Annotated in this window: 22 protein-coding genes and 1 tRNA gene; 9 read left to right on the top strand and 14 right to left on the bottom strand. The window is 62.9% G+C overall.

Annotation, left to right across the window (positions count from 1 at the left end; translation table 11 throughout):
- Positions 1 to 182: 182 nt before the first annotated feature.
- From B5E60_RS04290 to rlmD, 14 genes are all read right to left on the bottom strand, one after another.
- Positions 183 to 1,724, bottom strand: a complete 1,542-nt coding sequence (locus tag B5E60_RS04290) for a YifB family Mg chelatase-like AAA ATPase (protein WP_087309679.1) — start codon at positions 1,722 to 1,724, stop codon at positions 183 to 185.
- A 21-nt stretch (positions 1,725 to 1,745) separates the two neighbouring features.
- Positions 1,746 to 3,338 carry a replicative DNA helicase gene (dnaB, locus tag B5E60_RS04285; protein ID WP_087309677.1) on the bottom strand — a complete coding sequence of 531 codons (1,593 nt, stop codon included), beginning with the start codon at positions 3,336 to 3,338 and terminating at the stop codon, positions 1,746 to 1,748.
- Positions 3,339 to 3,462: 124 nt separating this feature from the next.
- Positions 3,463 to 4,185 carry a ComF family protein gene (locus tag B5E60_RS04280; RefSeq protein ID WP_087309675.1) on the bottom strand — a complete coding sequence of 241 codons (723 nt, stop codon included), beginning with the start codon at positions 4,183 to 4,185 and terminating at the stop codon, positions 3,463 to 3,465.
- Positions 4,169 to 6,430, bottom strand: coding sequence for a replication restart helicase PriA (gene priA / locus B5E60_RS04275; protein ID WP_087309673.1), 2,262 nt, complete (start codon positions 6,428 to 6,430; stop codon positions 4,169 to 4,171). The genes B5E60_RS04280 and priA overlap by 17 nt, the downstream gene beginning before the upstream one ends.
- Before the next feature lie 9 nt (positions 6,431 to 6,439).
- Positions 6,440 to 7,336 (bottom strand): YitT family protein, encoded by an 897-nt coding sequence (locus tag B5E60_RS04270; protein ID WP_087309671.1) that lies wholly within the window; start codon positions 7,334 to 7,336, stop codon positions 6,440 to 6,442.
- A 74-nt stretch (positions 7,337 to 7,410) separates the two neighbouring features.
- The gene (locus tag B5E60_RS04265; protein ID WP_087309669.1) at positions 7,411 to 8,385 is read right to left on the bottom strand and encodes a TIGR01212 family radical SAM protein; all 975 of its coding nucleotides are present in this window, start codon (positions 8,383 to 8,385) and stop codon (positions 7,411 to 7,413) included.
- 21 nt (positions 8,386 to 8,406) lie between these two features.
- On the bottom strand, positions 8,407 to 9,924 hold the full coding sequence (locus B5E60_RS04260) for a DNA/RNA non-specific endonuclease (protein WP_087309667.1): 1,518 nt from the start codon (positions 9,922 to 9,924) through the stop codon (positions 8,407 to 8,409).
- 82 nt (positions 9,925 to 10,006) lie between these two features.
- Positions 10,007 to 11,176, bottom strand: a complete 1,170-nt coding sequence (locus B5E60_RS04255) for a DNA/RNA non-specific endonuclease (RefSeq protein ID WP_087309665.1) — start codon at positions 11,174 to 11,176, stop codon at positions 10,007 to 10,009.
- Positions 11,177 to 11,195: 19 nt separating this feature from the next.
- Positions 11,196 to 11,648: a D-aminoacyl-tRNA deacylase gene (dtd, locus tag B5E60_RS04250; protein ID WP_087309663.1), complete on the bottom strand. Its 453-nt coding sequence runs from the start codon at positions 11,646 to 11,648 to the stop codon at positions 11,196 to 11,198.
- A 49-nt stretch (positions 11,649 to 11,697) separates the two neighbouring features.
- Complete coding sequence (locus B5E60_RS04245) at positions 11,698 to 12,384, bottom strand: RluA family pseudouridine synthase (RefSeq protein WP_087309661.1); 687 nt, start codon at positions 12,382 to 12,384, stop codon at positions 11,698 to 11,700.
- 7 nt (positions 12,385 to 12,391) lie between these two features.
- Positions 12,392 to 12,847: a cytidine deaminase gene (locus B5E60_RS04240; RefSeq protein WP_087309659.1), complete on the bottom strand. Its 456-nt coding sequence runs from the start codon at positions 12,845 to 12,847 to the stop codon at positions 12,392 to 12,394.
- 245 nt (positions 12,848 to 13,092) lie between these two features.
- Entirely contained in the window at positions 13,093 to 13,785 is a 693-nt protein-coding gene (locus B5E60_RS04235) for an SIMPL domain-containing protein (protein WP_087309808.1), read from the bottom strand.
- Between the two features lie 158 nt (positions 13,786 to 13,943).
- The gene (locus B5E60_RS04230) at positions 13,944 to 14,861 is read right to left on the bottom strand and encodes a M23 family metallopeptidase (RefSeq protein WP_143260660.1); all 918 of its coding nucleotides are present in this window, start codon (positions 14,859 to 14,861) and stop codon (positions 13,944 to 13,946) included.
- 219 nt (positions 14,862 to 15,080) lie between these two features.
- Positions 15,081 to 16,490, bottom strand: a complete 1,410-nt coding sequence (gene rlmD / locus B5E60_RS04225; RefSeq protein WP_087309655.1) for a 23S rRNA (uracil(1939)-C(5))-methyltransferase RlmD — start codon at positions 16,488 to 16,490, stop codon at positions 15,081 to 15,083.
- A 194-nt stretch (positions 16,491 to 16,684) separates the two neighbouring features.
- Between rlmD and B5E60_RS04220 the strand changes: the two genes are divergently transcribed.
- The 9 genes from B5E60_RS04220 (at position 16,685) to B5E60_RS04180 (ending at position 26,660) form a co-directional block, all read left to right on the top strand.
- The gene (locus B5E60_RS04220) at positions 16,685 to 17,356 is read left to right on the top strand and encodes an MBL fold metallo-hydrolase (protein ID WP_087309653.1); all 672 of its coding nucleotides are present in this window, start codon (positions 16,685 to 16,687) and stop codon (positions 17,354 to 17,356) included.
- Positions 17,353 to 18,084 (top strand): FkbM family methyltransferase, encoded by a 732-nt coding sequence (locus tag B5E60_RS04215; RefSeq protein ID WP_087309651.1) that lies wholly within the window; start codon positions 17,353 to 17,355, stop codon positions 18,082 to 18,084. The genes B5E60_RS04220 and B5E60_RS04215 overlap by 4 nt, the downstream gene beginning before the upstream one ends.
- Positions 18,074 to 18,751, top strand: coding sequence for a tRNA (guanosine(37)-N1)-methyltransferase TrmD (gene trmD, locus B5E60_RS04210; protein ID WP_087309649.1), 678 nt, complete (start codon positions 18,074 to 18,076; stop codon positions 18,749 to 18,751). Before B5E60_RS04215 ends, trmD begins: the two co-directional genes overlap by 11 nt.
- A 97-nt stretch (positions 18,752 to 18,848) precedes the next feature.
- On the top strand, positions 18,849 to 19,985 hold the full coding sequence (gene lpxB, locus B5E60_RS04205; RefSeq protein ID WP_087309647.1) for a lipid-A-disaccharide synthase: 1,137 nt from the start codon (positions 18,849 to 18,851) through the stop codon (positions 19,983 to 19,985).
- Positions 19,982 to 20,614 carry a fumarylacetoacetate hydrolase family protein gene (locus B5E60_RS04200; protein WP_087309645.1) on the top strand — a complete coding sequence of 211 codons (633 nt, stop codon included), beginning with the start codon at positions 19,982 to 19,984 and terminating at the stop codon, positions 20,612 to 20,614. Before lpxB ends, B5E60_RS04200 begins: the two co-directional genes overlap by 4 nt.
- 218 nt (positions 20,615 to 20,832) lie before the next feature.
- Positions 20,833 to 21,429, top strand: a complete 597-nt coding sequence (locus B5E60_RS04195; protein WP_087309643.1) for a Maf family nucleotide pyrophosphatase — start codon at positions 20,833 to 20,835, stop codon at positions 21,427 to 21,429.
- Complete coding sequence (locus tag B5E60_RS04190) at positions 21,426 to 23,396, top strand: S46 family peptidase (RefSeq protein WP_087309641.1); 1,971 nt, start codon at positions 21,426 to 21,428, stop codon at positions 23,394 to 23,396. Before B5E60_RS04195 ends, B5E60_RS04190 begins: the two co-directional genes overlap by 4 nt.
- A 216-nt stretch (positions 23,397 to 23,612) precedes the next feature.
- Positions 23,613 to 23,701, top strand: a tRNA-Leu gene (locus B5E60_RS04185).
- 574 nt (positions 23,702 to 24,275) lie between these two features.
- Positions 24,276 to 26,660 (top strand): outer membrane beta-barrel family protein, encoded by a 2,385-nt coding sequence (locus B5E60_RS04180; protein ID WP_162611592.1) that lies wholly within the window; start codon positions 24,276 to 24,278, stop codon positions 26,658 to 26,660.
- Positions 26,661 to 26,756 lie beyond the last annotated feature (96 nt).

The raw sequence follows: 26,756 nt of genomic DNA, 5'->3' as shown, positions 1-26,756 counted from the left end.
GAACCGGGGTTTTGGGTTCGGGCCATTTGTCCGCCCCGCCCTTTAGCCAACTCCCTCATCCTCCTTTCATCACCGCCTCGCCTCCCTTTCATCGTCATCGCCCGTTCGTCGCCTCTTTATCCTCCCGTTCGTCACCTCTTCATCATCTCTTTGCCGTCCTTCGCCGTCTCTCCATCGGTCCTTTATCGGCCCCAGGTCCCGCGGTCCAGCGAGCGGTAGCCGATCGCTTCGGCCACGTCCGCCGCGGCAATCTCCCGGCGACCGGCCAGATCGGCAATCGTGCGGGCCACCTTCAGAATCCGGTCGTAGGCCCGAGCCGACAGCGACAACTGCTCCATGGCCCGCTGAAGCAACGCCTCCGAAGCACTGTCCAACCGGCAATACTCGCGTAGCAGACGCGAATTCATCATCGAGTTGGTATGCACCCCCTCGACGTCGCGGAAGCGTTCGGCCTGAAACTCCCGGGCCCGGATCACCCGCTCGCGAATCGCGGCACTCGGTTCGCCCGGGGCCGCCGAGGCCAGTTCCGCGGGGGTGACGGGCGTCACCTCAACCTGCAGGTCGATGCGGTCCAGCAGCGGACCCGAGATGCGCCCCATGTAGCGGTGCACGGCCCCCGGCGAACAGGTACAGGGTTTGGTCGGATGGTTGTAGTAGCCGCACGGGCAGGGATTCATCGCCGCCACGAGCGTAAAGTTGGCCGGATACTCGACGCTGTACTTCGCCCGCGAGACCACGATGCGCTTCTCCTCGAGCGGCTGGCGCAGCACCTCGAGGACACTCCGTCCGAATTCGGGCAGCTCGTCGAGGAACAGCACGCCGTTGTGGGCCAGCGACACCTCGCCCGGACGCGGCGACTGTCCGCCGCCGATCAGCGCCACCTGCGAGGTGAGGTGGTGCGGAGCCCGGAAGGGGCGCAGCGTCATCAGTCCGCCGGCAAAGCCGCTCTTCCCGGCTACGGAATGGATCTTCGTCGTCTCGAGGGCCTCCTCGCGCGTCAGCGGCGGGAGGATCGTCGGCAGACGCCGCGCCAGCATCGTCTTGCCCGAACCCGGAGCGCCGATCATCAGCACGTTGTGGCCTCCGGCCGCAGCGATCTCCAACGCCCGCTTGACGTGGGTCTGCCCCCTGACATCGGCGAAATCCTCGGCATAGTGCATCCGCGAGGCGTCGAACGGATCCTCTGCGGACGGAAGGGTCGGCGCGATCGTCCGTTCGCCGTTCAGGTGGGCGATGACCTCGCCGAGCGTGGCGGCGCCCACCACCTCGATCCCCTCGACCACGGCCGCCTCGGCGGCATTCTCCGCCGGGAGGATCAACCGCCGCAACCCCTCGCGCCGCGCCGCAACAGCCAGCGGAAGCACCCCGCGCACGGGTCTCAGCGAGCCGTCGAGCGACAACTCGCCGACGAACATCGTATCGGCCACCGCGTCGGCCGCGATGCGCTCCATCGCCGCGAGGATTCCCACGGCGATCGGCAGATCGAATCCCGACCCCTCCTTGCGCAGGTCGGCCGGAGCCAGGCTCACAACCACCTTGCGGCCCGACATCCGTTCGCCCGAGTTCTCGAACGCCGCCCGGATGCGCTGTTCGCTCTCCTTGACGGCGTTGTCCGGAAGCCCCACCAGATACAGACCCAGCCCGCCGCCCGTGATGTTGACCTCGACGGTCACCTTCACGGCGTCGATTCCCAACAGGGCTCCGGCGTATGTACGGACAAACATGATGGACGCGTTTTTTTCGGATCAGAACGGCGCCTCGTCGTTCAGATTGGCCGAACGGTTGACGTCGAACTCGCCCCCCATGGCACCGCTCAGGGCGCCGCCTGCCGGAGCCGCCCCCGTGGGGAAGTTGTTCGAACCGCTCGCATAATCGTCGTAGGCCTGCTGGCTCTCGGTCGCATCGGCCGGCGGCAGCATCGAATCGTCCAGGTCGGCAAAGCGCGCCTGCTCCTTGAGGAAGCGCAGCGGCACGTCGCACACCGCACCGTTACGGTGCTTCGCAAGGATAATCTCGGCCATACCCGCCGTGGGCATGCCGTTCTCATCCTGCGTGATGCCGTAATACTCCGGACGGTGGATGAAGGCCACGATGTCGGCATCCTGCTCGATGGCACCCGACTCGCGGAGGTCCGACAGCTGCGGGCGTTTCGAACCGCCGCGCATCTCCGTCGCACGGCTCAGCTGCGAAAGGGCGATCACCGGCACGTTCAGCTCCTTGGCGATCGCCTTGAGCGTACGCGAGATGAAGGCCACCTCCTGTTCGCGGTTGCCCTTCGTATCCTGGTTGCCGGTCATCAGCTGCAGGTAGTCGATGATGATGATCTTGATGTCGTGGTGGATCTTCAGACGCCGCGCCTTCGAGCGGAACTCGAAGACCGACAGGGCCGGCGTATCGTCGATATAGAGCGGAGCGGCACCCAGCGGCTTGGTCGCCGACTCGAGGTGGCGCCACTGCTCGGGGGTCAGACGGCCCGACTTGACGTCGTTGCCCGAGAGGCCCGTCTCGGCGATGATCAGACGCATCATCAGCTGCACGGCCGACATCTCCAGCGAGAAGAAGGCCACGCCCTGTTCGTGGTCGACGGCCATGTTGCGCGCCATCGACAGCACGAAGGCCGTCTTACCCATCGAAGGACGCGCCGCCACGATGATCAGGTCCGACAGCTGCCAGCCCAGCGTCACGCGGTCCAGCGCCGCGAAGCCCGACGGCACGCCGCTGTACGAACTGGTATTCTTCGAGGCCTCCTCGATCTGCTCGAGCGCCCGGGCCAGGATCTCCTTCGACGACTGCACGGAGCGCTTGACGTGGCCCTCGGCCACCTTGAAGATCTCGCCCTCGGCAAAACCGATCAGCTCCGTGACGTCGGTCGACTCGTCGTACGACCGCTTCTGGATCTCCGTGGCCGAGCGGATCAACTCGCGCTGGACATACTTCTGGGCAATGATCTTGGCATGGAACTCCACGTTGGCCGCCGAGTCCACCTTCTGGGTCAGCTGAGCCAGATAGGCGGCGCCGCCCACCTTCTTCAGCTCCTTCTTGGCCTTCAGCCGCTCGGTCACCGTGTAGAGGTCGATGGGCTTGAGTTCCATCGAGAGCTCCTCGATGGCCTTGTAGATCAACCGGTGCTCCTCGGTGTAGAAGGCCTCCGGGGTGATGAACTCCTGCACGGCAATGATGCTGTCCTTCTCGAGCATCAGCGCGCCGAGCACCGCCTCCTCCAGCTCGACAGCCTGGGGCGGCACGTTGCCCGCACCCTCCGTCAGGGCCTCGTAGGCCTCGCGGTTGCGCGAATAGGCGCTGCCGCGCTGGGTTGTATTGTTGTAGTCTCTTGCCATGAATTTTCCGCTCTGTTCGGACCTCAAAAATACGGATTCGGCCCGACATATCAAAACCTCCCGGGCATACTTTTTTCAGATTCGCCCCGCCGCGGCCACCGCAGCAGCGAGAGGCGCGGCCGGATCACTCCCCGACACCCAGTTCGCGCTGCGAAACGGCCAGCGCCGCCAGGCTGATCCGGCAGTCGGGAACCGCCCGCAGGATCTCCGCGGCACACGACAACAGGGTCGAGCCCGTCGTCATCACGTCGTCGACCAGCAGCACGTGGCGACCGGACAATCGCTCCGCATGCCGCACGGCAAAGGCCCCCTCGACATTCCCGGCCCGTTCGCGGCGCGACTTGCGAGCCTGGCTCTGCGTGTTGCGCCGCCGGTAGACGCTCCGCCGCTCGACCCCGACGCCCAGCTGGCGGGCAATTCCCTCGGCAATGTATTCCGACTGGTTGTAGCCCCGCCGGCACCGCTTGAAAGGGTGCAGCGGCAGCGGAACGACACAATCCACATCGCCGTAGAGCCCGCTCTCGCGCAGGTAGCGCCCGTACCACTCGCCCATCTCGCGCGCCGTACGCCACGCCCCGCGGTACTTGAACGAGTGGATCAGTTGCCGCCAGCCGCTCCGGTGGACGAAATAGAGGAATCCCGAAGCCTGCACGACGGGCACCTGACCCCAGCATCGGCGCACGACGGGGTTGTCCGCCTCGCGCCAGAAGCCCGTCAGCGGGGCCGTGGCGCGGCAGAGCGTGCAGACCGTCCGCTCGCCCCGCGCGAGTGGTTCGCCGCAGACGGCACACCGCGCCGGGAAGAACAACGACGCCACATCGTGCAGCAACTCACTGAGGATCGACATCCACCACGACGGTTATGGCCCTGCAGGCCGGATTTTCAGAGAAAGATTTCAGCTCGGCGCCCAGCAGTTCGCGGGCCCGGGCCGACGAGGCCCCGCTCTCGATCTTGAGCAACAGCCCCACGAGGTATTCGCCCCGGATGCGGTCGACCGGCGGGGCCATCGGTCCCAGCACGCGCCGCCCGAAGCGCGCGCGCAGCCGTTGCGCCAGCTCCATGACGCCGCTGCGCAGCGTCTCGGGATCGCGGTGGCGCAGCGTAAGCGACGTCAGCCGCGCGTAGGGCGGGTAGAAGAACTGCTGCCGCTCGGCCAGTTGCGTGCGCACCATCGCCTCGTAGTCGCCCGTGGCCACCTGGCGGATCACCGGATTGGTCGGGTCACCCGTCTGGATCACCACCTCACCCCCGTCACCGCGCCGCCCGGCCCGGCCCGAAACCTGCATCATCAGCTGGAAGGCCCGCTCCGCGGCCCGGAAATCGGGGTTGTTCAGCAGGTTGTCCGCATTGAGGATTCCGACAAGCGAGACCCCCGCAAAGTCAAACCCCTTGGTGATCATCTGCGTACCGACCAGAATGTCGGTGCGCCGCGCCGCGAAGTCGTCGATAATGGCGTTGAAGGCGCGCTCCGAGGTGACGCTGTCGCGGTCCAGTCGCGCCACACGCGCCTCGGGGAAGATCCGCGCGATCTCCTCCTCGATCTTTTCGGTTCCGAAGCCCACCGGGACCACATCCGTCACACGGCACGAGGGGCACTTCGCCGGCACCTCCTCCGTATGGCCGCAGTAGTGGCAGACCAGCTTCCGGCCGCTCTTGTGGTAGGTCAGCGTCACGTTGCAGTTCGGGCAGCGCGCCGTCCACCCGCACTCCGTACACTCGACATAGGGCGAGAACCCCCGCCGGTTCTGGAACAGCATCACCTGTTCGCCGCGCTGGAGCGTCTCCCCGATCTTGTCCAGCAGCAGCTTGTTGAAGTGGGCGTGGCGCTCGCCCCGGCGGGCCGCACGCAGCGTGTCCGAGATGTAGACCACCGGCAGCCGCGCCTCGCCGTAGCGTTCGTTCAGCACCGCCTTTCCGTATTTGCCCGAAGCGGCATTCGACCACGACTCCAACGACGGCGTGGCGCTGCCGAGCAGCGTGCGGCCCCCGGTCAGCCGCGCCATCACCACGGCGCAGTCCCGGGCGTTGTAGCGCGGCGCCGGATCCGCCTGCTTGTAGCTGGCGTCGTGCTCCTCGTCGACGACGATCAGTTGCAGGTGTTTCAGCGGCAGGAAGATCGACGACCGTACCCCGACGACAAACTCGCCCCCCTGCGACCGGCTCAGCCGCAGGTAGGTCTCCGTACGGCGGCGGTTCGTGAGTTTCGAGTGGTAGGCCGTCACGCGGCTGCCGAAGATCCGCTCCATGCGTTCGATCAGCTGGGCCGTCAGCGCAATCTCCGGCACGAGCAGCAGCACGTCGCCCCCCCGCGCCAACACTTCGGCGATCAGGTGGATATAGATTTCGGTCTTGCCCGAGCCCGTGATTCCCTGCAGCAGCGCCGTGCTCCGCCCGGCGGCAAACTGGGCGCGCAGCGTATCGAGCGCCTGCTGCTGGTGGGGACTCAGCTGCGGCAGGCGGAAGGTCGAGCCGCCCCGTTCGACGGTACGTTCGTGCTCCGTGCGCCGGATCAGCCCCTTGCGTTCGAGCGTATGCAGCACCGTCGAATCGGCCTGCAGCAGTCGCCGCGCCACCTCGCCCGTCGAGATGCGCGTCTCGTCGCCCGCCGAGGCGATCTCCAGCAGCGCCTCGTACTGGCGCGGAGCCCGCCGTTCGAGGCGTTCGCACACCTCGTGGAAGGCCTCCTCGTTGCCAAGTTCCGGCGCCAGCGAGACATAACTCTCCATCCGGGGGCGGAACTCCTCCTCCGAAAACTCCTCCTCGGTATCGCCCGAGGGCTTCATCAGCGACGGCAGCGCACAGCGCATCACCTCGCCCACCGAGCACATGTAATACGAGGCGATCCACTCCCACAGCCGCCGTTGCGGGGCCGAAAGAAGCGGCTCGTCGTAGAGAATACGTTGTACGGATTTGATACGCGGGAAATCGGGACGTCGCTCATGCAGCCGCCAGACGATCCCCGTACAGAACTTGTTGCGCGGGCCGAACCGAACCGCTACGGCCTGCCCTTCGCGGAGCGTCAGCCCCTCGGGCACAGCAAACGTATAGGCCGGTTGCGCCAGCGGCAGGACGATATCGGCATATTGCGGCATTCGATCGCGTCAGACCTTGTTGATGGCCTGGAAACCCTTGCCATAGACCCCCATCACCGAACCTACGGTGAGGAAGGCGTCCGGATCGATCGTCTTGACGAACTTCAGGATCATCGCCGTCTCACTCTTGCGGCAGACCACCATCACGATTTTCGACTTCTCCTTCGAGTACCACCCCTGCGAATCGATCAGCGTCACGCCGCGGTGGATGTTCTGCGCGATGGCGTCGGCCATCTTCTCGTAGTCGTGCGTGACGATCAGCACCTGGCTCGACTGCCGGTTGCCGGCCATGATCATGTCGACCGTATAGCCCACCACGGCCGTCATCACGTAGCCGTAGATCACGGCGCTGATGCCCTTGCCGACGAGCAGCGACGAGGCGATGATGACGAAATCCGAATAGATGAGGATCTTGCCGTAGCTGATCGTACGGTACTTGTTGATGATCATCGCCACGATGTCCGTACCGCCCGTCGAGCCCCCCTGCGAGAAGCAGAGCGCAATACCCGCACCGGCCAGAATACCGCCCATGACGATGGCCAGCAGGTTGTCGATGCCCAGGAAATTGCCCTCGGGAAGCACATCCTGCCAGAAGTTCATCCCCACGGAGATGACCAGCACGCAGAAGATCGTCTTGATGCCGAAATTCCACCCCACGATGAACCCGGCAACGATCAGCAGCACGGCGTTGATCAGGAAGACCATCGTACCGATCTGGATGTGGAAGCCGATGTTCTCGAGCGCCGTGCACAGCACCAGCGAAAGTCCCGCGGCACCACCGCCGACACCGTTGGCCGGAAGGATGCAGCCGATCCAGCCGAACGAATACAACATCATGCCGAAAAACATCAGGAAATACTCCTTGACGCTCCTCAGCACCAGTTCCAGTGTAATTTTAGGTTTCATGGGCGATTGATTATTCGGCAACAGGCCCCGTACGGTCGATCCCGGGGATCCGGATTCCGCCGCTTCGGACGCTCCTATTGGGGATTGTTTTCTTTATCCTCCACAAAGGTAGTAAAAATTTCGCCTTGCCAAACATCCCGTTCCTCCAATCTTCGCTCCAACATCGAGAGAAGTTGTTCGTTGCGCACCAGGCCCCAGTTGCGGCCGTAGTGGTAGCGCGGCGGGGCCTCCGAAGCGAAGCGTTCGACAACCAGATCGGGGCGCAGGCGGCGGAGGATCTCCACGAAGAGATCGAGGTACTCGTCGAGCGTCCAGAAGCGGAAGCGTTCGGGGTGGGTGTCGTACTCGGCGGCCATGGCCGTGCCGCGGAAAACCTGCAGCTGGTGAAACTTCACGGTCGTGAGCGGCAGGGCGTTGATCCGTGCCGTCTGTTCGAGAAGCATCGCGTCGGTCTCGCCCGGGAGCCCCAGAATGAAGTGCCCTCCGACGCTGAGGCCCCGCTCGGCGGTCATCCGCACGGCCCGCCGGGCGGCGGCAAAGTCGTGGCCGCGGTTCACGGCCCGCAGCGTCGTATCGAAGGTCGACTCGATGCCGTACTCGACGACCACGTAGCGGTCGCGGGCCACGCGGGCCAGATAGTCGAGCGTCCGCTCGTCGATGCAGTCCGGACGCGTGCCGATCACCAGCCCCGCCACATCCGGATGGCGCAGCGCCTCGCCGTAAAGCTCCTGCAGGCGCTCCAACGGCGCGTAGGTGTTCGAGTAGGACTGGAAATAGACCAGGTAGCGCTGTGCCGTACGGTAGCGGTTGCGGTGAAACTCGATTCCCTCGTCGATCTGCTGCGTGATGCTCTTCGACGGCGAGCAGTACGACGGCGTGAAGGCGCCGTTGATGCAGAACGTACACCCGCCGCGGCCCAGCGTTCCGTCGCGGTTCGGACAGGTGAAGCCCGCATCGACCGAGAGCTTCTGCACCCGGCCGCCGAACCGCCGGCGGAAGTACCCCGCATAGGAGTTGAACCGCCGGCTGTCACCCCACGGATAGATCATCGCCTGCTGCGCCCCGCGCGGTTAAAGCCCCCAGTCCGAAGGGTTGTAGGTGTCCTTCGGGGCGTTCGGGACATTGGCGAAGAAGGTGAAGCCCGTCAACCGCTCGATCTCCGCAACACTCCTCATATCCTCTTTCCGCGGAGTGTGGCCCTTCTCGATGTTGTGACGCAGCACGAATGCCGCACACTTCAGATCGCTGGCCGGAAGATCATATACCGACTTCTCGGTTTTACCGTTCTTGCTCCGCAGGATCAGGTAGTAGAACATCGAGGGACGCGTCACGTCGTTGCGGCCGCCATACGAAATCGTCGCCGGCGAGCAGCTCTTGCCATAGGCATCGGTAAAGGTCTCGAAATAGGTGCCGATCACCACGTAGGTCGTATCGGCGCAGACCTGTCCGTCGGCAAAGGCCTCCAGTTTGTTCCAGGCTCCGCCTCCGTTATTGAAGTTGCTGGAGTACTGCGGGGCAATGTTCGTATAGTAGAAGACCTGGCGGTTGACGGCCCTCGTCACCAACCGCTCGGCCGAACCGAGCATGTGCCCCTTGTTGCAGCCGCCACCCGTTGCATCGCTGTTGTACTGAATATCGGAGCGAATATCGGGATCCTTGCCGTAGGCATCCGTCCGATTCGTACCTTTTACCTCATAGCAGGCGTGCCGCGGCGCGGCCACCCACACCGGGCAGTGGTGCTCGGCGCTGTAGCAGACCGTATAGTTGCGGGCCAGGTGGCCGCCGACCCGGAAGTCGGGGCAGATATGGTGGGCGTAATAGAGATTGGGGTCGCCCTTTTCGATCGGGAGTTCCGCCCAGCCCGAATAGGCGGTCAGGCCGCCCTCGGATGACGACGTCGTGAAGCGGCCCATATCGCTCACGTAGCGCTCGCCCTGCCACTCGGCGCAGAGGCGGAATTCATACGCGGTCGAAGCCGCCAGTCCGCTCAGCGTCACGCTCTTGACGCCCGTACCCGCCGTCACGCTCTTCTGTGTATAACTGCCGCCCGAAACCGGACGATACTCGAAATACAGCGTATAGTCTGCCGTCGGCTGCTCAAAGGTGAAACCGCAGCTGAGCGTCGCACCCGAAGCCGTAACGTTCGTGGCCTCGGGCGTGCCGAAGGCCGGGCTGTCGGGATCCGGGTCCGGAAGATCGGTGACGGTTCCCGTCGTAAAGGTCGTGCCGGTGCTCTGCATGCGGGCCCCGCCGAAATCGGCATAGGCATAGACCACATAGAGCGTCTCGGGCTGCAGGTTGCTCAGCGTGGCGGCGATCGTGCTGCCCGAAGCGGTGACCGTAGCCGTCGACTCGAAGGAGCCGACGCCGGCCGATGTCACCGCGGCATAGGTGAAGCCCGAATTCGCTCCGGTCAGCACGCCGGCGCCGAATTTCGTCTCGCAACGTACCTCAACGGTCGTGCCGTTCACCGTACTCTCGGGGGTCAGGAACCATTCGCTGCCCGTCACACCACTCTCCTTGTCGGAGTCACAGGCGGTCGAAAAGAGCACCAGACCGCCCATCAAAAGGGTAAAAATGCGTTTCATAAACTTAACGGATCATTCTTGCCGGGGCATCTTGCAACATCCCCGATCCACATGAGTTATTTTTCTGTCGTTAAATGGTTTGTCATCGAAAACTCCACGCCGAGGCATCGAACGTCTCCTTCGGGGCATTGGGGACGTTTACGAAAAAGCGCATGCCGGTCAGCCGCTCGATCTCGGCCACCGACACCATGTTGGCCGAAGGCTTGCCGCTCGGATAGGCCCTGTTCTCGAACCAGAAACCCACACACTGGAGCTCTTCGGCCGACATCTCCTGCACCTTCCGCCCCGTATCGCCATCCTTCGAACGCAGCAGCACCCGGAAGAAGTGGCTCGGAACCCGACACGGATTTCCGGCCTTGTCGGTAACCGTCGCCGTCTCGTGCACGCCCCACACGCCCGAGACGACGTAGAGCGTATCGGCGCAGATGTTGTTCCAGCAATCGCCCTCGAGCGACGACCATACGCCGCTGTTGAAACTGTTCTGCCACTGTGGCGCCACGTTCGTCACATAAAAGGTCTGCACGTTGGCCGCATAGCTCACCGTGCGGTCCTCCGAAGCCAGCAGATGCCCCCTCGAGTAGCCGGGCTGCGGCTGGTAGGAGCCGCTGGTCAGCGACGGCTGGATCAACCGCGGCACCTCGGGATCATAGGCCCACTTGTCGGTCCGCGTCTGATTGCCCTGGTAGCATTTGTGCAGCGGGAAGGCCGACCATACTCCGATCCGCCCCTCCACGTCGCAGCAGACCGTGTAGTTGCGGCCGCCGGGAAGCCCCTCGCAGTAGTGGGCCGCATAGAAGAGCTCCTCCGAGGCGGGATCCATCGCCGGGAGTTCGGCCCATCCCGTCCGGGTCGTAAGATCCTGGCTCTCGGGCGCGGGAACGGTTCCCGTGCGGAACGTCGCCGCGGGGCTCTCGATCCGTACGGAGCCCAGCGTCGCAAAGGCCCGGACCGTATAGCGGGTATCGGGCTGCAGATCCTGCAACCGTCCCGTCAGCGTCGTGCCCGTCACGGTGATGTCCCGCTCGGTCTGCGAGCTCCCGGACTCCGCCGTACAGACGAATCCCGCATTCTCCGCCGTCACAATCCCCACACCGAGGGTCGTGGTGCAGCTCACCCGCGCCATCATCCCCTCAACCTCGACCGTCGGCGTATCGAACCACTCGCCGGATGATTCCGGCTTGTCATCGCCGCATGCGAAGAATACGGTCCCGAAGGCCCAGGCTGCACTCAGCAGCAGCATCGTCTTCTTCATAAGGAAAGGTTCAGGCGTGTTATTCTTTGTTTTTGGAGTCGATCCAGATGGTTACCGGACCGTCATTGAGCAGTTCAACCTGCATGTCGGCACCGAACTGTCCCGTGGCAACGGGCCGTCCCAGCAGTTCGCCAACCCGCACGGCGAAGCGTTCGTAAAGCGGCCGCGAAACGGCTTCGGGTGCCGCCTTGATGTAGCTCGGGCGGTTGCCCTTGCGCGTCGAGGCCATCAGCGTGAACTGGCTCACCACCAGCACCTCGCCGGAGGTCTGCACCACGTCGCGGTTCATGACGCCCGCCTCGTCGTCGAAGATCCGAAGCCGTATGAGCTTGCCGGCCAGGTATTCGAGATCCTCCTCCCCATCGTCGTTCCCCACGCCGACGAGCACCAGCAAACCCGCTCCGATGCGGGAGTAGAGCCGGCCGCCGATCGTCACGGAGGCCCATTTCACACGTTGTATCAATAGTCGCATATCGTTCGGGATTTCGTTCCTGCGCAGCAGAGGCGTCGTGCGGCCTCCGCTACAGATTCTCGAAAGCGGCCCAGAGGTTGTCCCCCGCCGGAACGGGCGCCACAACCGAAATCAGTTCGTGACGCACCGGGTGTTCGAACTCCACCCGCCGCGAGTGGAGCGAGATCCCCCCGCCGGGCAGCGAACGCCGCGCCCCGTACTTCAGGTCACCGCGGATCGGGCAGCCGATCTTCGAGAGCTGGGCCCGGATCTGGTGGTGACGTCCCGTCAGGAGCTCCACCTCGACAAGCGTGTAGTTGCGGCCGCGACCCCGCGTCTCGTAGCGCAGCCGCGCCTCCTTGGCATCCCCTTTCGGGGCGTCCAGAGCCCGCGAACGGTTCGTACGGCCGTCGCGCAGGATGTAGTGGTGCAGTTCACCCTGCTCGGGGACGGGCGTCGCCTCGGTCAGCGCCCAGTAGATCTTGTGGATCCGCCCCTGACGCAGCATTTCGTTCAGCCGCGTCAGCGCCTTGGAGGTCTTGGCGAAGAGCACCGCACCGCTCACCGGGCGGTCGATGCGATGGACCACCCCCAGAAAGACGGCGCCCGGTTTGGCGTCGCGCTCCTTGAGGAAGGCCTTGATCTGATCCTCCAGGGCACTCTCGCCCGAGGGGTCCGGCTGCACAAGGTCGCCGGCGTGTTTGTTCACCACCAGCAGGTGGTTGTCTTCATAGAGTATGTCGTTCGGGTGGAACATCCGCAGCTTACAGGATAAAGGTGAAGGGAAGCAGCCGGGCGGCCTCGTCGACCACCGATGCCGAGCCGCCGCCGCTCATGATGACACGGATCGGGCTGCCCTGGCGCCGCTCGACGTCGACCAGCACCTGGCGGCACTGTCCGCAGGGGTAGCACTCGCGCTCCGAGGGATCCGAAGCGATGGCCAGCGCCTCGATCGGATCGTCGGCATGGTTGGCCTCGGCATAGAAGAGCAGCGTCCGCTCGGCGCAGAGTCCGGCAGGGAAGACCTCGCTCTCGGAGTTGCTGCCGTGCAGGATCCGCCCGCTGCGCAGCCGCGCAGCCGCCCCGACGCGGAAGTTCGAATAGGGAGCATAGGATCGCTTCGTGGCCTCTTCGGCCTCGGCAACCAACAGGCGGTCCGCTTCGGGAAGTTCCGACAGCGCCGCATAATGTTCATAATCGAAACGGAACTGCTTTTCCATAAACGCCTCCTTTTTTGCAGGGGTGAATCACAAAGGTAGAAAATATTTCCGAATCCCGCAACAGCTTCGCCCCGACGGCCGTCCGGCTGTCGGGCGGAACGCACCCCGAAGACAAAAAAACGGACGGAAGAGGTTGATTTGGAAGACCTCTTCCGTCCGGAATCTGCAGCCACAGGCGTCAGCAGCCGAACAACGCCGCACGCCCGCCGGGCATCACCCGCCCGCCGGGCGCCGACACAGCGCCGCTACTCGAGCACGAACTTCGCCTGCACGCCGTACTCCAGCCGCAGGGTCTTGAACTCGAGCGGGGCCTCCTCCTCGAACTGCATCTCGCCCGTCGCCACATCCTTGGCGCTGCGCATCAGCACCCTGTTGTCATACACGGCCGGCACGACGTTGCTGTTCGAATCGTAGATATAGAAGCACCGTCCGACCTGCTGCCCGATCGCCTCGGCCAGCGTGGCGGCATTCTTCCGCGCATTGCGGATCGCCTCGACGCGAACCTCCTCCTTCAGCTGGTCGATCTTCGAGTGCGAAACCTTCAGGATCGAGACGTTCGAGATGCCCAGATCGTCCAGCGCCTGCCAGACGCGGGCCACCTCGGCCGACGAACCCAGCTGCAGCTGGTATTTGGCCGTGGCCACCGAGCTCTTCTTCTTGAAGAACTCACTCGAGAGGTTGGCCACCTTGAGCTGCTTGTCGATATCGACGTTCAGCCGCTTCAGCGCCGCAATCATGTCGCGCTGCTGGCTCTCGACCGAGATCTTGCCCTTCGAATCGCGTTCGTTGATAATGATCTGCAGGTAGAATTCGTCGGGAGTGATCTCCTTTTCGGCCCGTCCGTAGACCTGGACGTAACTCGGGAATGCCTCTTGAGTCTGGGCAGCGGCCGGAAGCGCCACGAGCGCCGCAACGGCCCACAAAATCAATCGTTTCATCATCTTCGGATTTTAAATGTACAACAGGGCCTCCGCCTCCGCTTCCGGGGCGTCCGATTCCGGGGCCGGGAGTCGCTGCGGAGAGCCTTTCTGACAGAAAAACGGGAAACATGCGAAAATACTGCATCGCACGGAGCGGAATCTGCCATGCGGTGCGGCTACCGGTGCAAGGCGCGCCAGCGTTTCAGCTCGCGTTTCGACAGCTCGCGCAGGAGCAGGTCGTCGTTCATCACCCCCTGGCAGACCCTCTTCTCGCCGATAAAGAGATCGCCTTCGGCCGTTGCAAAGCGCCCCTTTACGTAGCGGGTCCGCGGCTGCGCCTGCAGGGGATCGTCGCCGGGATCGAAAGCCCGCCGCGTAAGCATGAAAGCCGTAAAATGGTGCTCGCCGTCGTAGCTCCCGGCCAAACCGAGCGGCGTGCCGGGCAGCACTTCGTCGCCCACCCCGACCAGCAGGTGCTCCGCTTCGAGGCAGGTATAACAGCCCCGGCTTCCGTCCGCATGCTCGACATAAAGCCGCACCGTCCCCGCCGTGGTCTTCACGTCCGGACGCTTGACCGGAGAGTCGGCGGGCGAGAGGATCCACAGAACGGTCCCGCGGCGTGCGGCATAGACCGTATCGCCCTCCTCCAGACCGACCGAATACCCGATGATCCGGCGTTCCGACTCCGGACGATCCATGTCCCGGTCGTCGCGCACGGGCGTGATCTGCAGCGGACGCTGCGTCGTGGCCGGAATCCGGTAGACGAACATCGTGTCCACGGGCGAATCCACCCGCCCGGAGAAGGTCCGGTAGGCAGAGTTATACCCCACGTCCCGCGTCTTGTCCTCGGGGCGGAGCGTCAGGAACGAATCCCCGTCCTGCGCAATCTCATATCGGTAGACACCCGGCGACTGGTTGCAGTTGCTCACCTCGCGCAGGTCGAAATAGAGGGTCAGCACGCCCGGCGAGCTCTTCCCCTCGAGATAAAAGGTCAGGACTTTCGTCGCGGGATCCCTCTTCACCCGGACCTGCGGCCTGGCCACCGCCTCGACCGCGAGCAGCAGCGACAATACAAACAAAAGGCGATTCATCATGGTTTGAAGTTTTAAGGTTGTTCAATCGGTTGCCGGGCCCCGGAAAAAGCGGGGCGCGGGCGGACAGCACGGCGCGGAACGTACTGTACAGTGCCGGGCGGGCAGGCGATGCGGGACATACCGTGCGACGCGAGGCTGCAGGGCAGGGCGGGCAGCGACGGGCGGGCAGGCGACGCGGGACATACAGCGCCGCGCGGCAGGGCCAATAGTCCACCAGGATCAGCGGCGCACCAGCTTTACGACATTCTCCACATGATGCGTGTGGGGGAACATGTCGACGGGCTGCACCGCCTCAACGCGGTAGGCTTCGTTCATCAACGCCAGATCGCGCGCCTGCGTGGCCGGGTTGCAGCTCACGTAGACAATCCGCTCGGGAGCCGCCCGCAGGATCACCTCAATCACCGGCTCGTCCACTCCAGCGCGCGGCGGATCGAGGATGATGACATCCGGATGGCCGTTCGCCGCAACGAACGCATCGTCGAGCACCGCCTTCATGTCGCCGGCATAGAAGCGCGTGTTGCGGATGCCGTTCAGTTCGGAGTTGACCTTCGCGTCAGCGATCGCTTCGGGGACGTACTCGATGCCCACGACCCGCGCACAGCGTGCGGCGCAGAAGTTGGCGATCGTCCCCGTTCCGGTATAGAGATCATAGAGCGTGTCCCCGGGGTGCAGATCGGCAAACGTGCGCGCCACCTTGTAGAGTTCGTAGGCCTGCTTCGAGTTGGTCTGGTAGAAGGACTTCGGACCCACCTTGAAACGCAGCCCCTCCATCTCCTCGATGATGTGGTCCTTGCCGCGGTAGCAGACCGGCTCCAGATCACCCACCGAGTCGTTCAGCTTCGTGTTGACGATGTAGAAGAGCGAGGTGATCTGCGGGAAGCGCTCCGACAAGTGGTCGAGCAGCGCCTCGCGGCGTGCGCGGTCCTCCTCGCCGAAGACCACAATCACCATCACCTCGCCCGTCGAGGCCGTGCGGATGATCATGTTGCGCATGAACCCCGTATGTTCGCGGGCGTTATGGAACGTATAGCCGTGTTCAAGGCAGAAGCGTTTGGTCTCGAGGCGGATCCCGTTCGAGGGGTCGGGCTGCAGCCAGCACCGGCGGATGTCGAGCACCTTGTCGAACATCCCCGGGATGTGGAACCCCACGGCCGGCGATGCTTCGAGTTCCTCGCCCGAGGCGATCTGCTCGCGCGTGAGCCAGCCGCGGTCGGCAAAGGTGAATTCGAGCTTGTTGCGGTAGAAGCGCGTCTCGGCCGAACCCAGGCAGGGGGCGATCTCCGGCAGCGTGAGTTTGCCGATGCGCGTCAGCTGGTCGCGCACCTGCGCCGTCTTGAAGCGCAGCTGCTCCTCGTAGGGAAGGTTCTGCCACTTGCAGCCGCCGCAGACGCCGAAGTGTTCGCAGAAGGGCTCCTCGCGCAGCGGCGAGCGTTTCACGTAGTTTACCACGTAGCCCTCCATGAAGCGGCGCCGCTTGAGGCGGATCTGCACGTCCACCACGTCGCCCGGCACGGTCATCGGCACGAAGACCACTACATCGTTCCAGCGGCCCATGGCCTTGCCCTCGGCCGCCAGGGTCGTAATCTCAAGCCCCTCGATCAGGGGATAGTTCGCTTTCTTTCTTGCCATCGTTTCGGATTCGGAATTCAGAGTGCAAAGGTAACAAAATTTTCGCCCCGGCAGCCGCTACCGCCCCATCCGGCTCACACCCCCGCTCACGGCCGCCCCTCCCGGAAGCGCTTTTGAGGAATAAAGATAGGCAAAATCCCGCAAAAAACGCTATCTTTGCCCGAACAGTGACCCCGAAAAAGTCAATTACATCTATGAAAATCGCCTGCCTGACCTTCAATCCAATACAGGAGAACACCTACCTCCTCTGGGACGACACCTCGGAATGCGTTGTCATCGACGCCGGGAACTCCTCGCCGCGCGAGGATGCCGCCCTGGACGACTTCATCGCCCGCCACGGCCTGAAACCCGTCCTGGCCGCCAATACCCACGGACACTTCGACCATACGCTCGGCGTCGAACACCTCAAACAGCGCTACGGAATCCCCTTCGCCCTCTCGTCGAAGGACCGCTTTCTGGTCGACAACGCCGCCACGAGCGGCTCGGTCTTCGGCGTCAGGATCGGCGCAATGCCCTCGACCGACATCGACCTCGAACAACAGCAGGAGATCCGCTTCGGCCAAACCCGCCTGCAGATTCTCCGCACCCCGGGCCATACGCCCGGCCACGTGGCCTTCTACGAACCCGAATCGAAGTCGCTCTTCACGGGCGACACGCTCTTCCGCGAGTCGATCGGGCGCACGGACCTTCCGGGCGGCGACTACTCGTGGATCATGCGCTCGATCCTCGACGTGATCGTCCCGCTGGGCGAGGAGGTGCGCGTCTACCCGGGCCACGGCCCCGAGACGACGATCGGCCACGAACTGCTCTACAACCCCTTCATCGTCGAGGTCCTCAACGAGGAGGTCAACTACCGCAACCAATGAAGGCTCCGATTCACCGTCTGCTCTACCACACCCTCCCGCTCGAGGGATACCTCCGTGTCGTAAGCCGGATGTTCTTCCTCTGGCAGCGCCTCGGCATCGGCCGCTACGCCCCCGCCACGGAGTATGTCTATCACCTGCCGCAGCTGGTCCACGAGGGCGACACCTGCATCGACATCGGCGCCAACCTCGGCTACTACGCCCGCACGATCTCCCGCCTGGCCGGCCCCTCGGGCCGGGTGCTGGCCGTGGAGCCCGTCGCGCCGATCCGCAAGGTCCTGAGCCGCAACCTGCGCCGCTGCTCCAACGTCGAGATCCTCCCCTACGCCCTCGGCGCCGAAAACCGCGACGTGGCCATGGGAAACGACTCGGCCCGCAAAAACGGATACCTCGGTACCGGGCAGAACTTCGTCAACGACTCCGGCGAGCGGGCAGACGTGGAGTTCACGGCCCGCATGCGCCGCGGCAGCGAGCTCTTCGCCCGGCTCGAGAGGCTGGACTTCATCAAGTGCGACATCGAGGGCTACGAACTGACGGTCATGCGCGAGATGCGGCCCCTGCTGGAGCGCTTCCACCCCACGGTGCTCATCGAGACCGGCGGCGGGAACCGTCCCGAGATCATCCGCCTCTTCACCGCATTGGGATACCGGGGCTTCACCCTCGACCACGGAGGCGAAATTCCGCTTACCCCCGAATCGACCAAAGACATCATCTTCCGCCATGCGCATTGACATCATATCCTCGGTACCCGATCTGATGACCTCGCCCCTGAACGAGTCGATCCTGCGGCGCGCGCAGGAGAAGGGGCTCGTGGAGATCGTCGTACACAACCTCCACGACTACGCACACGACCGCCGCAAAACCACCGACGACTACCCCTTCGGCGGCGAGGCCGGCATGGTCATGAAGTGCGAACCGGTCTTCGAACTGGTCGAAAAGCTCCAGAGCGAGCGCACCTACGACGAGATCATCTACACCTCGCCCGACGGCGTGCGCTACGACCAGCACGAGGCCAACCGCCTCTCGATGCTCGAGAACATCATCATCCTCTGCGGCCACTACAAGGGGATCGACCACCGCATCCGCGAACACCTCGTCACGCGCGAGATCTCGATCGGCGACTACGTCCTGACGGGGGGCGAACTGGCCGCCTGCATCATCGCCGACTCGGTGGTGCGGCTCATCCCGGGGGCGATCGGCGACGAGGCCTCGGCCCTGACCGATTCGTTCCAGGACAACCTGCTGGCACCGCCCATCTACACCCGTCCGGCGGAGTTCCGCGGCTGGCGGGTTCCGGACGTGTTGCTGTCGGGCAACTTCGCCGAGATCGAAAAGTGGCAGGACGAGCAGGCCTACGAACGCACCCGGCGGCTGCGCCCCGACCTGCTGGAGAAATAACACCCCGACACCCGGGTGACGGCCGGCCATCCCCGCCGCAAGGCACGGATCCGCCGAACCCGTCCCCCGCATCGGACCGCAAACAAGCGACTTGCACATGAAATACTACCTCATCGCCGGCGAGCCTTCGGGCGACCTGCACGGCGCCAACCTGATCCGCGGCCTGCGAAAAGCCGACCCCGAGGCCGAGTTCCGCTTCTGGGGCGGCGACCTCATGGCCGAGGCCGGCGGCCGCGAAAACCTCCAGATGAACTACCGCGAAACGTCGTTCTTCGGGGTGGTCCAGGTACTGAAGAACCTCGGCACGATCCGCCGCCAGATGCGCCAGTGCCGGGAGCAGATCGCCGCATTCGCCCCCGACGTGGTGATCCTGATCGACTACCCGGGCTTCAACCTGAAGATCGCCCGCTGGGCCCGGCAGCAGGGGCTCCGTACGTTCTATTACATCGCCCCGAAGGTCTGGGCCTCGCGCGAGGGACGCATCCGCGCCATCCAACGCGATGTCGACCGACTGTTCATCATCTTCCCCTTCGAGTGCGACTACTTTCCGCGTCACGGCATCCGCCCCATTTTCGAGGGCAATCCGCTCGTCGACGCACTCGCGGAGCGCCTGCCCCAACTGCCCCCGGCCGATGAGTTCCGTCGTCGCAACGGCCTCGACGCACGACCGATCATCGCCCTGCTGGCCGGCAGCCGCCGCTCGGAGATCCGCAAGAACCTCCCGCTGATGGTCGCCCTCGCACGGCGTTTCCCCGACCGGCAGTTTGTCGTGGCCGGCGTATCGTGGCTCGAACCCTCGCTCTACGAGGAGTATCTGGCCGGCACCCCGCTGCGCCGGGTCTGCGACCAGACCTACGAAACCCTCCGGGCCGCGGAGGCCGCCGTCGTCGCATCGGGTACCGCCACGCTCGAAACCGCCCTGCTGGGTGTCCCCGAGGTGGTGGTCTACCGCCTCTCGTGGATCGAATACCACGGCATGCCGCTCTTCCTGCACTGTCCGTGGGTCTCGCTGGTCAACCTCAACCTCGGGCGCGAAGCGGTCGCCGAGGTGCTCCAGTCGAACCTCGACATCTCGCGCGCCGAACGCGAGTTGCGAGCCATCCTCCCGGGCGGTGAGCGCCGCGAAAGGATGCTGGCCGACTTCGACCGGCTGCGCACCATCATCGGCGGCCCCGGCGCCAGCGACCGCTTCGCGCGCCGCATGGTCGAACTGCTCAAAAACCCAAAACCATGAAGATCATCTGCATCGGACGCAACTACCGGGCCCACGCCGAAGAGCTGCACCACACGACCGGTCTGGCCGAAAGCGGCGCCGAGCCCCTCTGGTTCATGAAACCCGACACGGCGCTGCTGCGCAACAACGACCCCTTCTACATTCCGCACTTCTCGCAGGAGGTGTACTACGAATGCGAGCTGGTCGTGCGCATCAACCGCGTCGGACGGGCCATCTCCGAGCGATTCGCCCACCGCTACTACGACGAGGTGGGGCTCGGCATCGACTTCACGGCCCGCGACCTGCAGCGTGAAGCTATCGCCCGGGGGCTTCCCTGGGAGCGCTGCAAGGCCTTCGACCACTCGGCGGCCCTCTCGCCGCAGTTCCTGCCGCTCGCCGACCTGGGCGGCAACGTGCAGCAGCTGCACTTCACGCTCGACATCGATGGAGAGCGCCGCCAGACGGGCTCGACCGCCGAGATGATCTTCACGGTCGACCGGCTGATCGCCGCCGTCTCGCAGTATGTCACGCTGCGCATGGGCGATCTGCTCTTCACCGGAACGCCGGCCGGGGTCGGTCCCGTCTGCCCCGGCAACAACCTTCGGGCCTCGCTCGAGGGGCACGAACTGCTCAACTTCGACATCCGGTAGCAAGGGGCCGACGAGAAACCGCAGAGGGATCGGCGAAGGGCAGGCGAGGGGCCGGATGACAGGACCGGATGACAGGACCCGCCGCCCGAGCTCCCGAATTCCCAAGCCCCCGGACAACCGGCAAACCGGCCGGCGCTCCGAACAGCCGAGCGGCCCGACCCCTGCGCCCGCCGCCCGCCGAAACAGACAAAAAAACAAAAAACGACCTGCACGAAAACATGCTTTTACACGAACAACTCCACTCCCGACGGCTGCTGCTGGCTTCGCAGTCGCCCCGCCGCCGGGAACTCCTCACGGCCTGCGGGCTCCCCTACGAACTGGCCCCGAAATACGACTGCGAAGAGCGCTACCCGGCCGATCTTGCAGCCGAAGAGGTCCCGCTCTACCTCTCACAGCTCAAGAGCCGCGCCTACCCCGCACCGCTCGCCGAAGGCGACATCCTGCTGACGGCCGACACCGTGGTGGTGCTCGACGGACGGGTGCTGGGCAAACCCCACGGTCGCGAAGAGGCCGTCGCCATGCTCCGCAGCCTCTCGGGACGCCGCCACACGGTAGTCTCCGGCGTGACCCTCCGTACGACGGAGCGCATCCACTCGTTCGAGGCGCGGACCGACGTCTGGTTCCGGCCCCTCACGGATGAGGAGATCGACTACTACGTCGACACCTTCCGCCCCTTCGACAAGGCCGGCTCGTACGGCATTCAGGAGTGGATCGGCTATGCCGCCATCGAACGCATCGAAGGATCGTTCTACAACGTCATGGGACTCCCCGTCCAGAAAGTATACACCGAACTGAATAAATTCCTCAACGCATGAAACGCACCCTGTTCTCGCTTCTGGCCCTCTTCAGCCTGCTGACCGCCGCAGCCGACGAGGGCATGTGGCTCCCGAGCCTCATCGCCTCGCGCATCGACGACATGCGCGCCAAGGGATTCCGCCTCACGGCCGAAGACATCTACTCGATCAACCGCGCCTCGATGAAGGATGCCGTGGTGCTCTTCGACGGCGGATGCACCGGCGAACTGGTCTCCCCGGAGGGGCTGCTGCTGACCAACCACCACTGCGGTTACGATGCCATCCAGCGCCATTCGACCGTCGAACACGACTACCTGACCCACGGTTTCTGGGCCCGTTCACGCCAGGAGGAGCTTCCGAACAAGGGGCTCAACGTCCGTTTTCTGGTGCGCATGGAGGAGGTGACCGACCGCATCGCCGCCGGTGAGACCCCCGAGGAGATCATCCGCCGCGCCGAGGCCGAAGGGGAGGGCTACAAGGCCTCCGTCGAACAGATGTACTACGGCGACCAGCAGTTCCTCTTCCTCTACGAGCAGTTCGACGACGTACGTCTGGTGGCCGCCCCGCCCTCGTCGATCGGCAAGTTCGGCGGCGACACCGACAACTGGATCTGGCCCCGCCACACGGGTGACTTCTCCGTCTTCCGCATCTACGCCTCAAAGGAGAACAAACCCGCCGCCTACTCGCCCGACAACGTCCCCTACCGGCCGAAAAAGTACTTCACGATCTCGACCAAAGGGTTCCGCGAGGGGGACTTCACGATGATCTACGGTTTCCCGGGCAACACCCAGGAGTATATCCTCTCGGATGCCGCGGAGTACATCGCCACGCAGTCCGACCCGGCCAAGATCGCCATCCGCGACGGCCGCCTCGAGATCATCGCCCGCGCCCAGGAGAGCGATCCGGCGCTGCGCATCCACTACGCCGCCCAGCGCGCCACGATCGCCAATGCCTGGAAGAAGTGGCAAGGCGAGGTGCTGGGCCTCACGCGCCGGAAAACCGTCGAGACCAAACGTCAGCGCGAAGAGGCCTTTGCCCGCGAAAATTCCCGCGGCGCGGAGCTGCTGCGCGAAATGAAGGCCGAATACCAACGCATCATGACCCCCTATTTCGCCCGTGAAATCACGGTGGAGACCCTCCGGGCCCTGCCGGCGAAATATACCGACGAGGAGCGTGCCGAGGCGGTCTTCCCGGCCCGTCGTGAGACCGAGCGCGAACTGTTCCGCTGGCTCTTCGGCGAATACGCCCGCCGCTGTCCGGCCCAATACCAGGTGCCGGTCTTCCTCGACGGCGTAGCCCGAAGCGGTTCACCCGAAACCTTCGCCGAAGAGGTCTTCGAGGAGGTGTGGGCCGGCGCAGAGACGCCGCTGAGCGACTCGCTGCGCAACGGTTCGAAGCGCATGCTCGACCACATCACCTGGCTGCTGGGTACCGACCGCCTGCGCAACCTCACGAGCCGGCGTCTGAACGATCTCTACCGCGGCTATGTCCACGAACTGCGCACCACGTGGCCCGACCACCCCTACTACCCCGACGCCAACCTGACGCTGCGCGTGGCCTACGGCGCCATTGCCGGCTACGAGTATGCCGATGGCGAGTACCACACGCCGCTGACGACCCTCGACGGGATCATCGCCAAGGACAACCCCGAGATCTACGACTACGACATTCCGCAGGCGCTGCGCGACCTCTACGCCTCGAAGGATTACGGGCGCTGGGGCGTGGAGATCGACGGACGGCGGACGGTTCCGGTCTGCTTCCTGGCCTCGAACCACACCACGGGCGGCAACTCCGGATCGCCGGTGCTGAACGCCCGGGGCGAACTGATCGGCATCAACTTCGACCGTACGTGGCGTTCGACGATGAGCGACATCGCGTTCGACCCCACGATCTGCCGCAACATCGCCGTCGATATCCGCTACGTGCTCTTCGTCATGGACCGCATCGGCGGTGCCGGTTATCTGCTCCGGGAGATGAAGATCAAATAGGACACAGGCCCAACCTCCGCAGCGGCCGGGCCGGGATACGGTCCGGCCGTAGCCGGAGCCTTCTTCGGCTGCGGGGCCGCCCCCGGAAGAAGATTTTCGAGTTTTTTCTCCGAAAATTTTGCAAATAGCAAAATAGTGCCTATATTTGCAGGCCCGAAAGATAATTCGGGAGGTCGCGCACAAGGTCGTACAAAAGGCCGTACAGATGCGTGCAATGCCCAGGTGGTGAAATTGGTAGACACGCTACTTTGAGGGGGTAGTGAACAATTGCGTTCGTGCAAGTTCGAGTCTTGTCCTGGGCACCATGAGCCGCGTCAAACTTTCGTTTAACGCGGTTTTTCTTTTTGCGTGTCCGCACCGTGTCCGCATTTCTCTCTTGATGCTAAAAATCTATCAATAATTTCCACCAGGATCCAGGATGTCATCACAAAGCTTCCCATAACCTAAGCAAAATCATTCAATATCGGCTCCGGGTACTATTGAAAAATCCCAAATGATTGTTTATAAATCATTTGGGATTTTTGTTTTACTCGTTATGCCCGCAATTTGTCCGCATTTTTCTTGTGGTTGAAAATGAACCTCCAATTCGTGTGTAAAATCTGAAGACAGATCTTAGCTAATCTACTTTGATAAGCCGTGAATTTTCATCGGACAGAGATTTGTTTTTTTGTATGGGGTTAGGAGTCTGACTTCGGTTGTAAAGAGAGAACTCTAACTTCTAAATTCTCTGTAGATTTCTTCCAGATGTCATATTGTTTTCCGAAATTTGTAATGATATGATGCATTCTCAACCATTGTGTGCACATCATTATGAAGATTTTTTGTCGAAAAACAACACTTCGGTTCTGTCTTTTTTGGGGGATGCTGTCGGTCGGTGTCGTGACTGCCCAAGAGAATCGGAATATCGTCGGACGGTTGGTCGATGCGGCCAACGACAAGGCGCTGGCCTATGCCACCGTGGTCGCCTTGAATGGCGAGGGGCAGCAGGCCGCTACGGCAATAACCTATCCCGACGGCCGTTTTTCAATCAGTCTGCCTCGCAAGGGCGATTATCAGTTGTGGTTCACCTTCGTCGGCTATCAAAGTCTCTCGAAAAGAATAACCTTCGATAATAGCGGGCAGAATCTCGGAAAGATTGCCCTGAAAGCCGGTGTGGAGGTACAAAGTGTCGAAATCAAGGCTCGGCAACTCGTGCGGCGCGAAACGGACCGGCTCATCTATGACGTGGCCGCGGACCCCGATGCCAAACGTATGCGGATGATGGAGATCATGAGCAAAGTCCCCGAACTGGAGATGAATCCCGCCAGCGGAAAACTGCAGTACGAGAATACGCCTGTCACCAGAATCTACGTCGACGATCGGGAAAACGGCATGATCAACGTCAACCGCCAGTATCCGATGAATTTCATCCAAGCGAGCTACATGTCGAAGATCGAACTCGTACTGCCCGGATCGCCCGAGTACAACAACACGGAACCTATCCTGCTCATCAGGCTGGCGGCTCCCTTGCCCTACGGTTTTGCCGGACAGATCAATGCCAATGCCTCAACCCGGGGCGATTACACAGCCGGTGCCAATGTGGTGGCCAATACGCCCTGGACCGGAATTGGTGTCAACTACCAATTCGGCTACACCGACGCCCCGAAGCTGAGCAACCGTACCCTGCGCGAAATGCTCGATCCGGAGAGTAGCTACAAAACCTTGGATAATACGCAGGCTTCGTGGAGCAACTCCATGAGTCATAACCTTGGGATGAATCTGTTTCGGTCGTTGTTCAACGAGAAAGTGGATCTGAACCTGGCGCTCTCCACCCGCAAAAGCACGTCGGATACCTACAGCGACGCCCATTCGCAGACCTTGAATGCCGCAGGCAACGAGATTCGCGCCACGAGCAATACGACGCGCGGGCACGAAGATTCGCCCATGCGGTTCAATGCCGGATTCACGGTGAGCCAGAAGTGGGGAAAAGGCCGGGTCAAACGAAACAACTATAACCTGAAGTACACCTACACCGACTCGCGCACCAACAGCAGCCAGTCGATGCTCTACACGCAAACCGACGCCGCGGATGAAAACCGGCAGGTGACCGCTACCAACGGTTCGCGCGAACACAACGTGGATTTCCGCATGCTGCTGGCCGATCCGAATACCCAACGCAAATGGGCCTTGTATACGTATGCCGGATATATCAACCGCTTGTACGACAATGCCACCGACTACCAGTTATATGATCCCGTCACGGATACGTTCTGCTCCGAAGAGGAGCGTTTCGACGGGTTGAACTACCGGCAACAGGTAGCCTATGCCCGGGTGCATTTTTTTGGATCGCTGTTCAAGAATAGAGTGAGCTACGGGCTCTCGCTGCAGGGTGAAAACGTCAGCAACAAGGGGATCTTCCTCAGTACGGGCGGCAGCAAACTCGACTATCACGAGTTCAACATCCTTCCGGTCGCCAACGTCTCCCTGCGGATCAAGCGATTCACTATTGGAGGTTCATATCGAGGCAGCGTCCGCAGGCCCAACGTTTCGCAGCTTAATCCCTATGTGGATATCTCCGACCCAGAGAATCTCCGCACGGGAAATCCGCATTTGAAGGGCGAATATACTCACAATTTCGGAGGCTCTGTTTCGCGCGAGTTTTCATCCAAGTGGTTCAAAAGCATCCATCTCTCTTATGGATACGCCCTCACCGACAATGCAATTGAACGCATTACCACCGTTGATGACAACAACATCTCGACGACGACCTACGAAAACATCGGTCGCAACAGCCGGCACGGGGTCAATCTTCTGTTGCGGCTGCAGCCGGCACGTATCCTGCGGCTGAATCTCGGAGGCAGTTACATGAATACCACCTACGAATTTGCTTCGGCTCCCTCCAACACGATCAACAGCTTTTCGGCCGATGCGAGTGCCACGCTGTCGTTGTGGGGAGCCAGCATCTACTGGGGATGCCGGGCCCGTCCCTACACGATGTCGGCCCAGAGCCGTGACTTCACGATGTATCCGGACATGGAGCTACAGGTGTCGCGCTATTTCACGAAACCGCATCTGGGCGTCAGCTTCTTCATCACCGACCTGTTGCATCGCAGCCGACAAGTCCGTGAGGTGATCGGCGCCGAGACCTTCACGCAAACGGGTTACCGGCAGGTGTTGGGACGGATGTTCTCGTTCTCTGTTTACTGGCAGTTCGGCAAGTTCCGGCAGCCGCAGGCGATCGAGAATGAGGCCTACGACACGAAGCGGGCCGGGCTGTTTGAATAGGAATTGACGGCAGATGAGGGGCGGCCATGATTGATGTGGAAATTACACATAAAAAGGTAATGGCCCGGAATGCGAAAGAATATTAAACTCGCCTGT

Origin of the sequence: Alistipes sp. An116, from assembly GCF_002161005.1 — a bacterium.
Lineage (GTDB): Bacteria > Bacteroidota > Bacteroidia > Bacteroidales > Rikenellaceae > Alistipes > Alistipes megaguti.
Note: the sequence above shows the minus strand (reverse complement) of the source record. Positions and strands in the feature narration are given on the sequence as shown.

What these genes read in the sequence shown, in the direction of transcription:
- B5E60_RS04290 (WP_087309679.1), bottom strand. Translation starts at nt 1,724, where the DNA reads ATGTTTGTCCGTACATACGCCGGAGCCCTGTTGGGAATCGACGCCGTG.
- dnaB (WP_087309677.1), bottom strand. Translation starts at nt 3,338, where the DNA reads ATGGCAAGAGACTACAACAATACAACCCAGCGCGGCAGCGCCTATTCG.
- B5E60_RS04280 (WP_087309675.1), bottom strand. Translation starts at nt 4,185, where the DNA reads ATGTCGATCCTCAGTGAGTTGCTGCACGATGTGGCGTCGTTGTTCTTC.
- priA (WP_087309673.1), bottom strand. Translation starts at nt 6,430, where the DNA reads ATGCCGCAATATGCCGATATCGTCCTGCCGCTGGCGCAACCGGCCTAT.
- B5E60_RS04270 (WP_087309671.1), bottom strand. Translation starts at nt 7,336, where the DNA reads ATGAAACCTAAAATTACACTGGAACTGGTGCTGAGGAGCGTCAAGGAG.
- B5E60_RS04265 (WP_087309669.1), bottom strand. Translation starts at nt 8,385, where the DNA reads ATGATCTATCCGTGGGGTGACAGCCGGCGGTTCAACTCCTATGCGGGG.
- B5E60_RS04260 (WP_087309667.1), bottom strand. Translation starts at nt 9,924, where the DNA reads ATGAAACGCATTTTTACCCTTTTGATGGGCGGTCTGGTGCTCTTTTCG.
- B5E60_RS04255 (WP_087309665.1), bottom strand. Translation starts at nt 11,176, where the DNA reads ATGAAGAAGACGATGCTGCTGCTGAGTGCAGCCTGGGCCTTCGGGACC.
- dtd (WP_087309663.1), bottom strand. Translation starts at nt 11,648, where the DNA reads ATGCGACTATTGATACAACGTGTGAAATGGGCCTCCGTGACGATCGGC.
- B5E60_RS04245 (WP_087309661.1), bottom strand. Translation starts at nt 12,384, where the DNA reads ATGTTCCACCCGAACGACATACTCTATGAAGACAACCACCTGCTGGTG.
- B5E60_RS04240 (WP_087309659.1), bottom strand. Translation starts at nt 12,847, where the DNA reads ATGGAAAAGCAGTTCCGTTTCGATTATGAACATTATGCGGCGCTGTCG.
- B5E60_RS04235 (WP_087309808.1), bottom strand. Translation starts at nt 13,785, where the DNA reads ATGAAACGATTGATTTTGTGGGCCGTTGCGGCGCTCGTGGCGCTTCCG.
- B5E60_RS04230 (WP_143260660.1), bottom strand. Translation starts at nt 14,861, where the DNA reads ATGATGAATCGCCTTTTGTTTGTATTGTCGCTGCTGCTCGCGGTCGAG.
- rlmD (WP_087309655.1), bottom strand. Translation starts at nt 16,490, where the DNA reads ATGGCAAGAAAGAAAGCGAACTATCCCCTGATCGAGGGGCTTGAGATT.
- B5E60_RS04220 (WP_087309653.1), top strand. Translation starts at nt 16,685, where the DNA reads ATGAAAATCGCCTGCCTGACCTTCAATCCAATACAGGAGAACACCTAC.
- B5E60_RS04215 (WP_087309651.1), top strand. Translation starts at nt 17,353, where the DNA reads ATGAAGGCTCCGATTCACCGTCTGCTCTACCACACCCTCCCGCTCGAG.
- trmD (WP_087309649.1), top strand. Translation starts at nt 18,074, where the DNA reads ATGCGCATTGACATCATATCCTCGGTACCCGATCTGATGACCTCGCCC.
- lpxB (WP_087309647.1), top strand. Translation starts at nt 18,849, where the DNA reads ATGAAATACTACCTCATCGCCGGCGAGCCTTCGGGCGACCTGCACGGC.
- B5E60_RS04200 (WP_087309645.1), top strand. Translation starts at nt 19,982, where the DNA reads ATGAAGATCATCTGCATCGGACGCAACTACCGGGCCCACGCCGAAGAG.
- B5E60_RS04195 (WP_087309643.1), top strand. Translation starts at nt 20,833, where the DNA reads ATGCTTTTACACGAACAACTCCACTCCCGACGGCTGCTGCTGGCTTCG.
- B5E60_RS04190 (WP_087309641.1), top strand. Translation starts at nt 21,426, where the DNA reads ATGAAACGCACCCTGTTCTCGCTTCTGGCCCTCTTCAGCCTGCTGACC.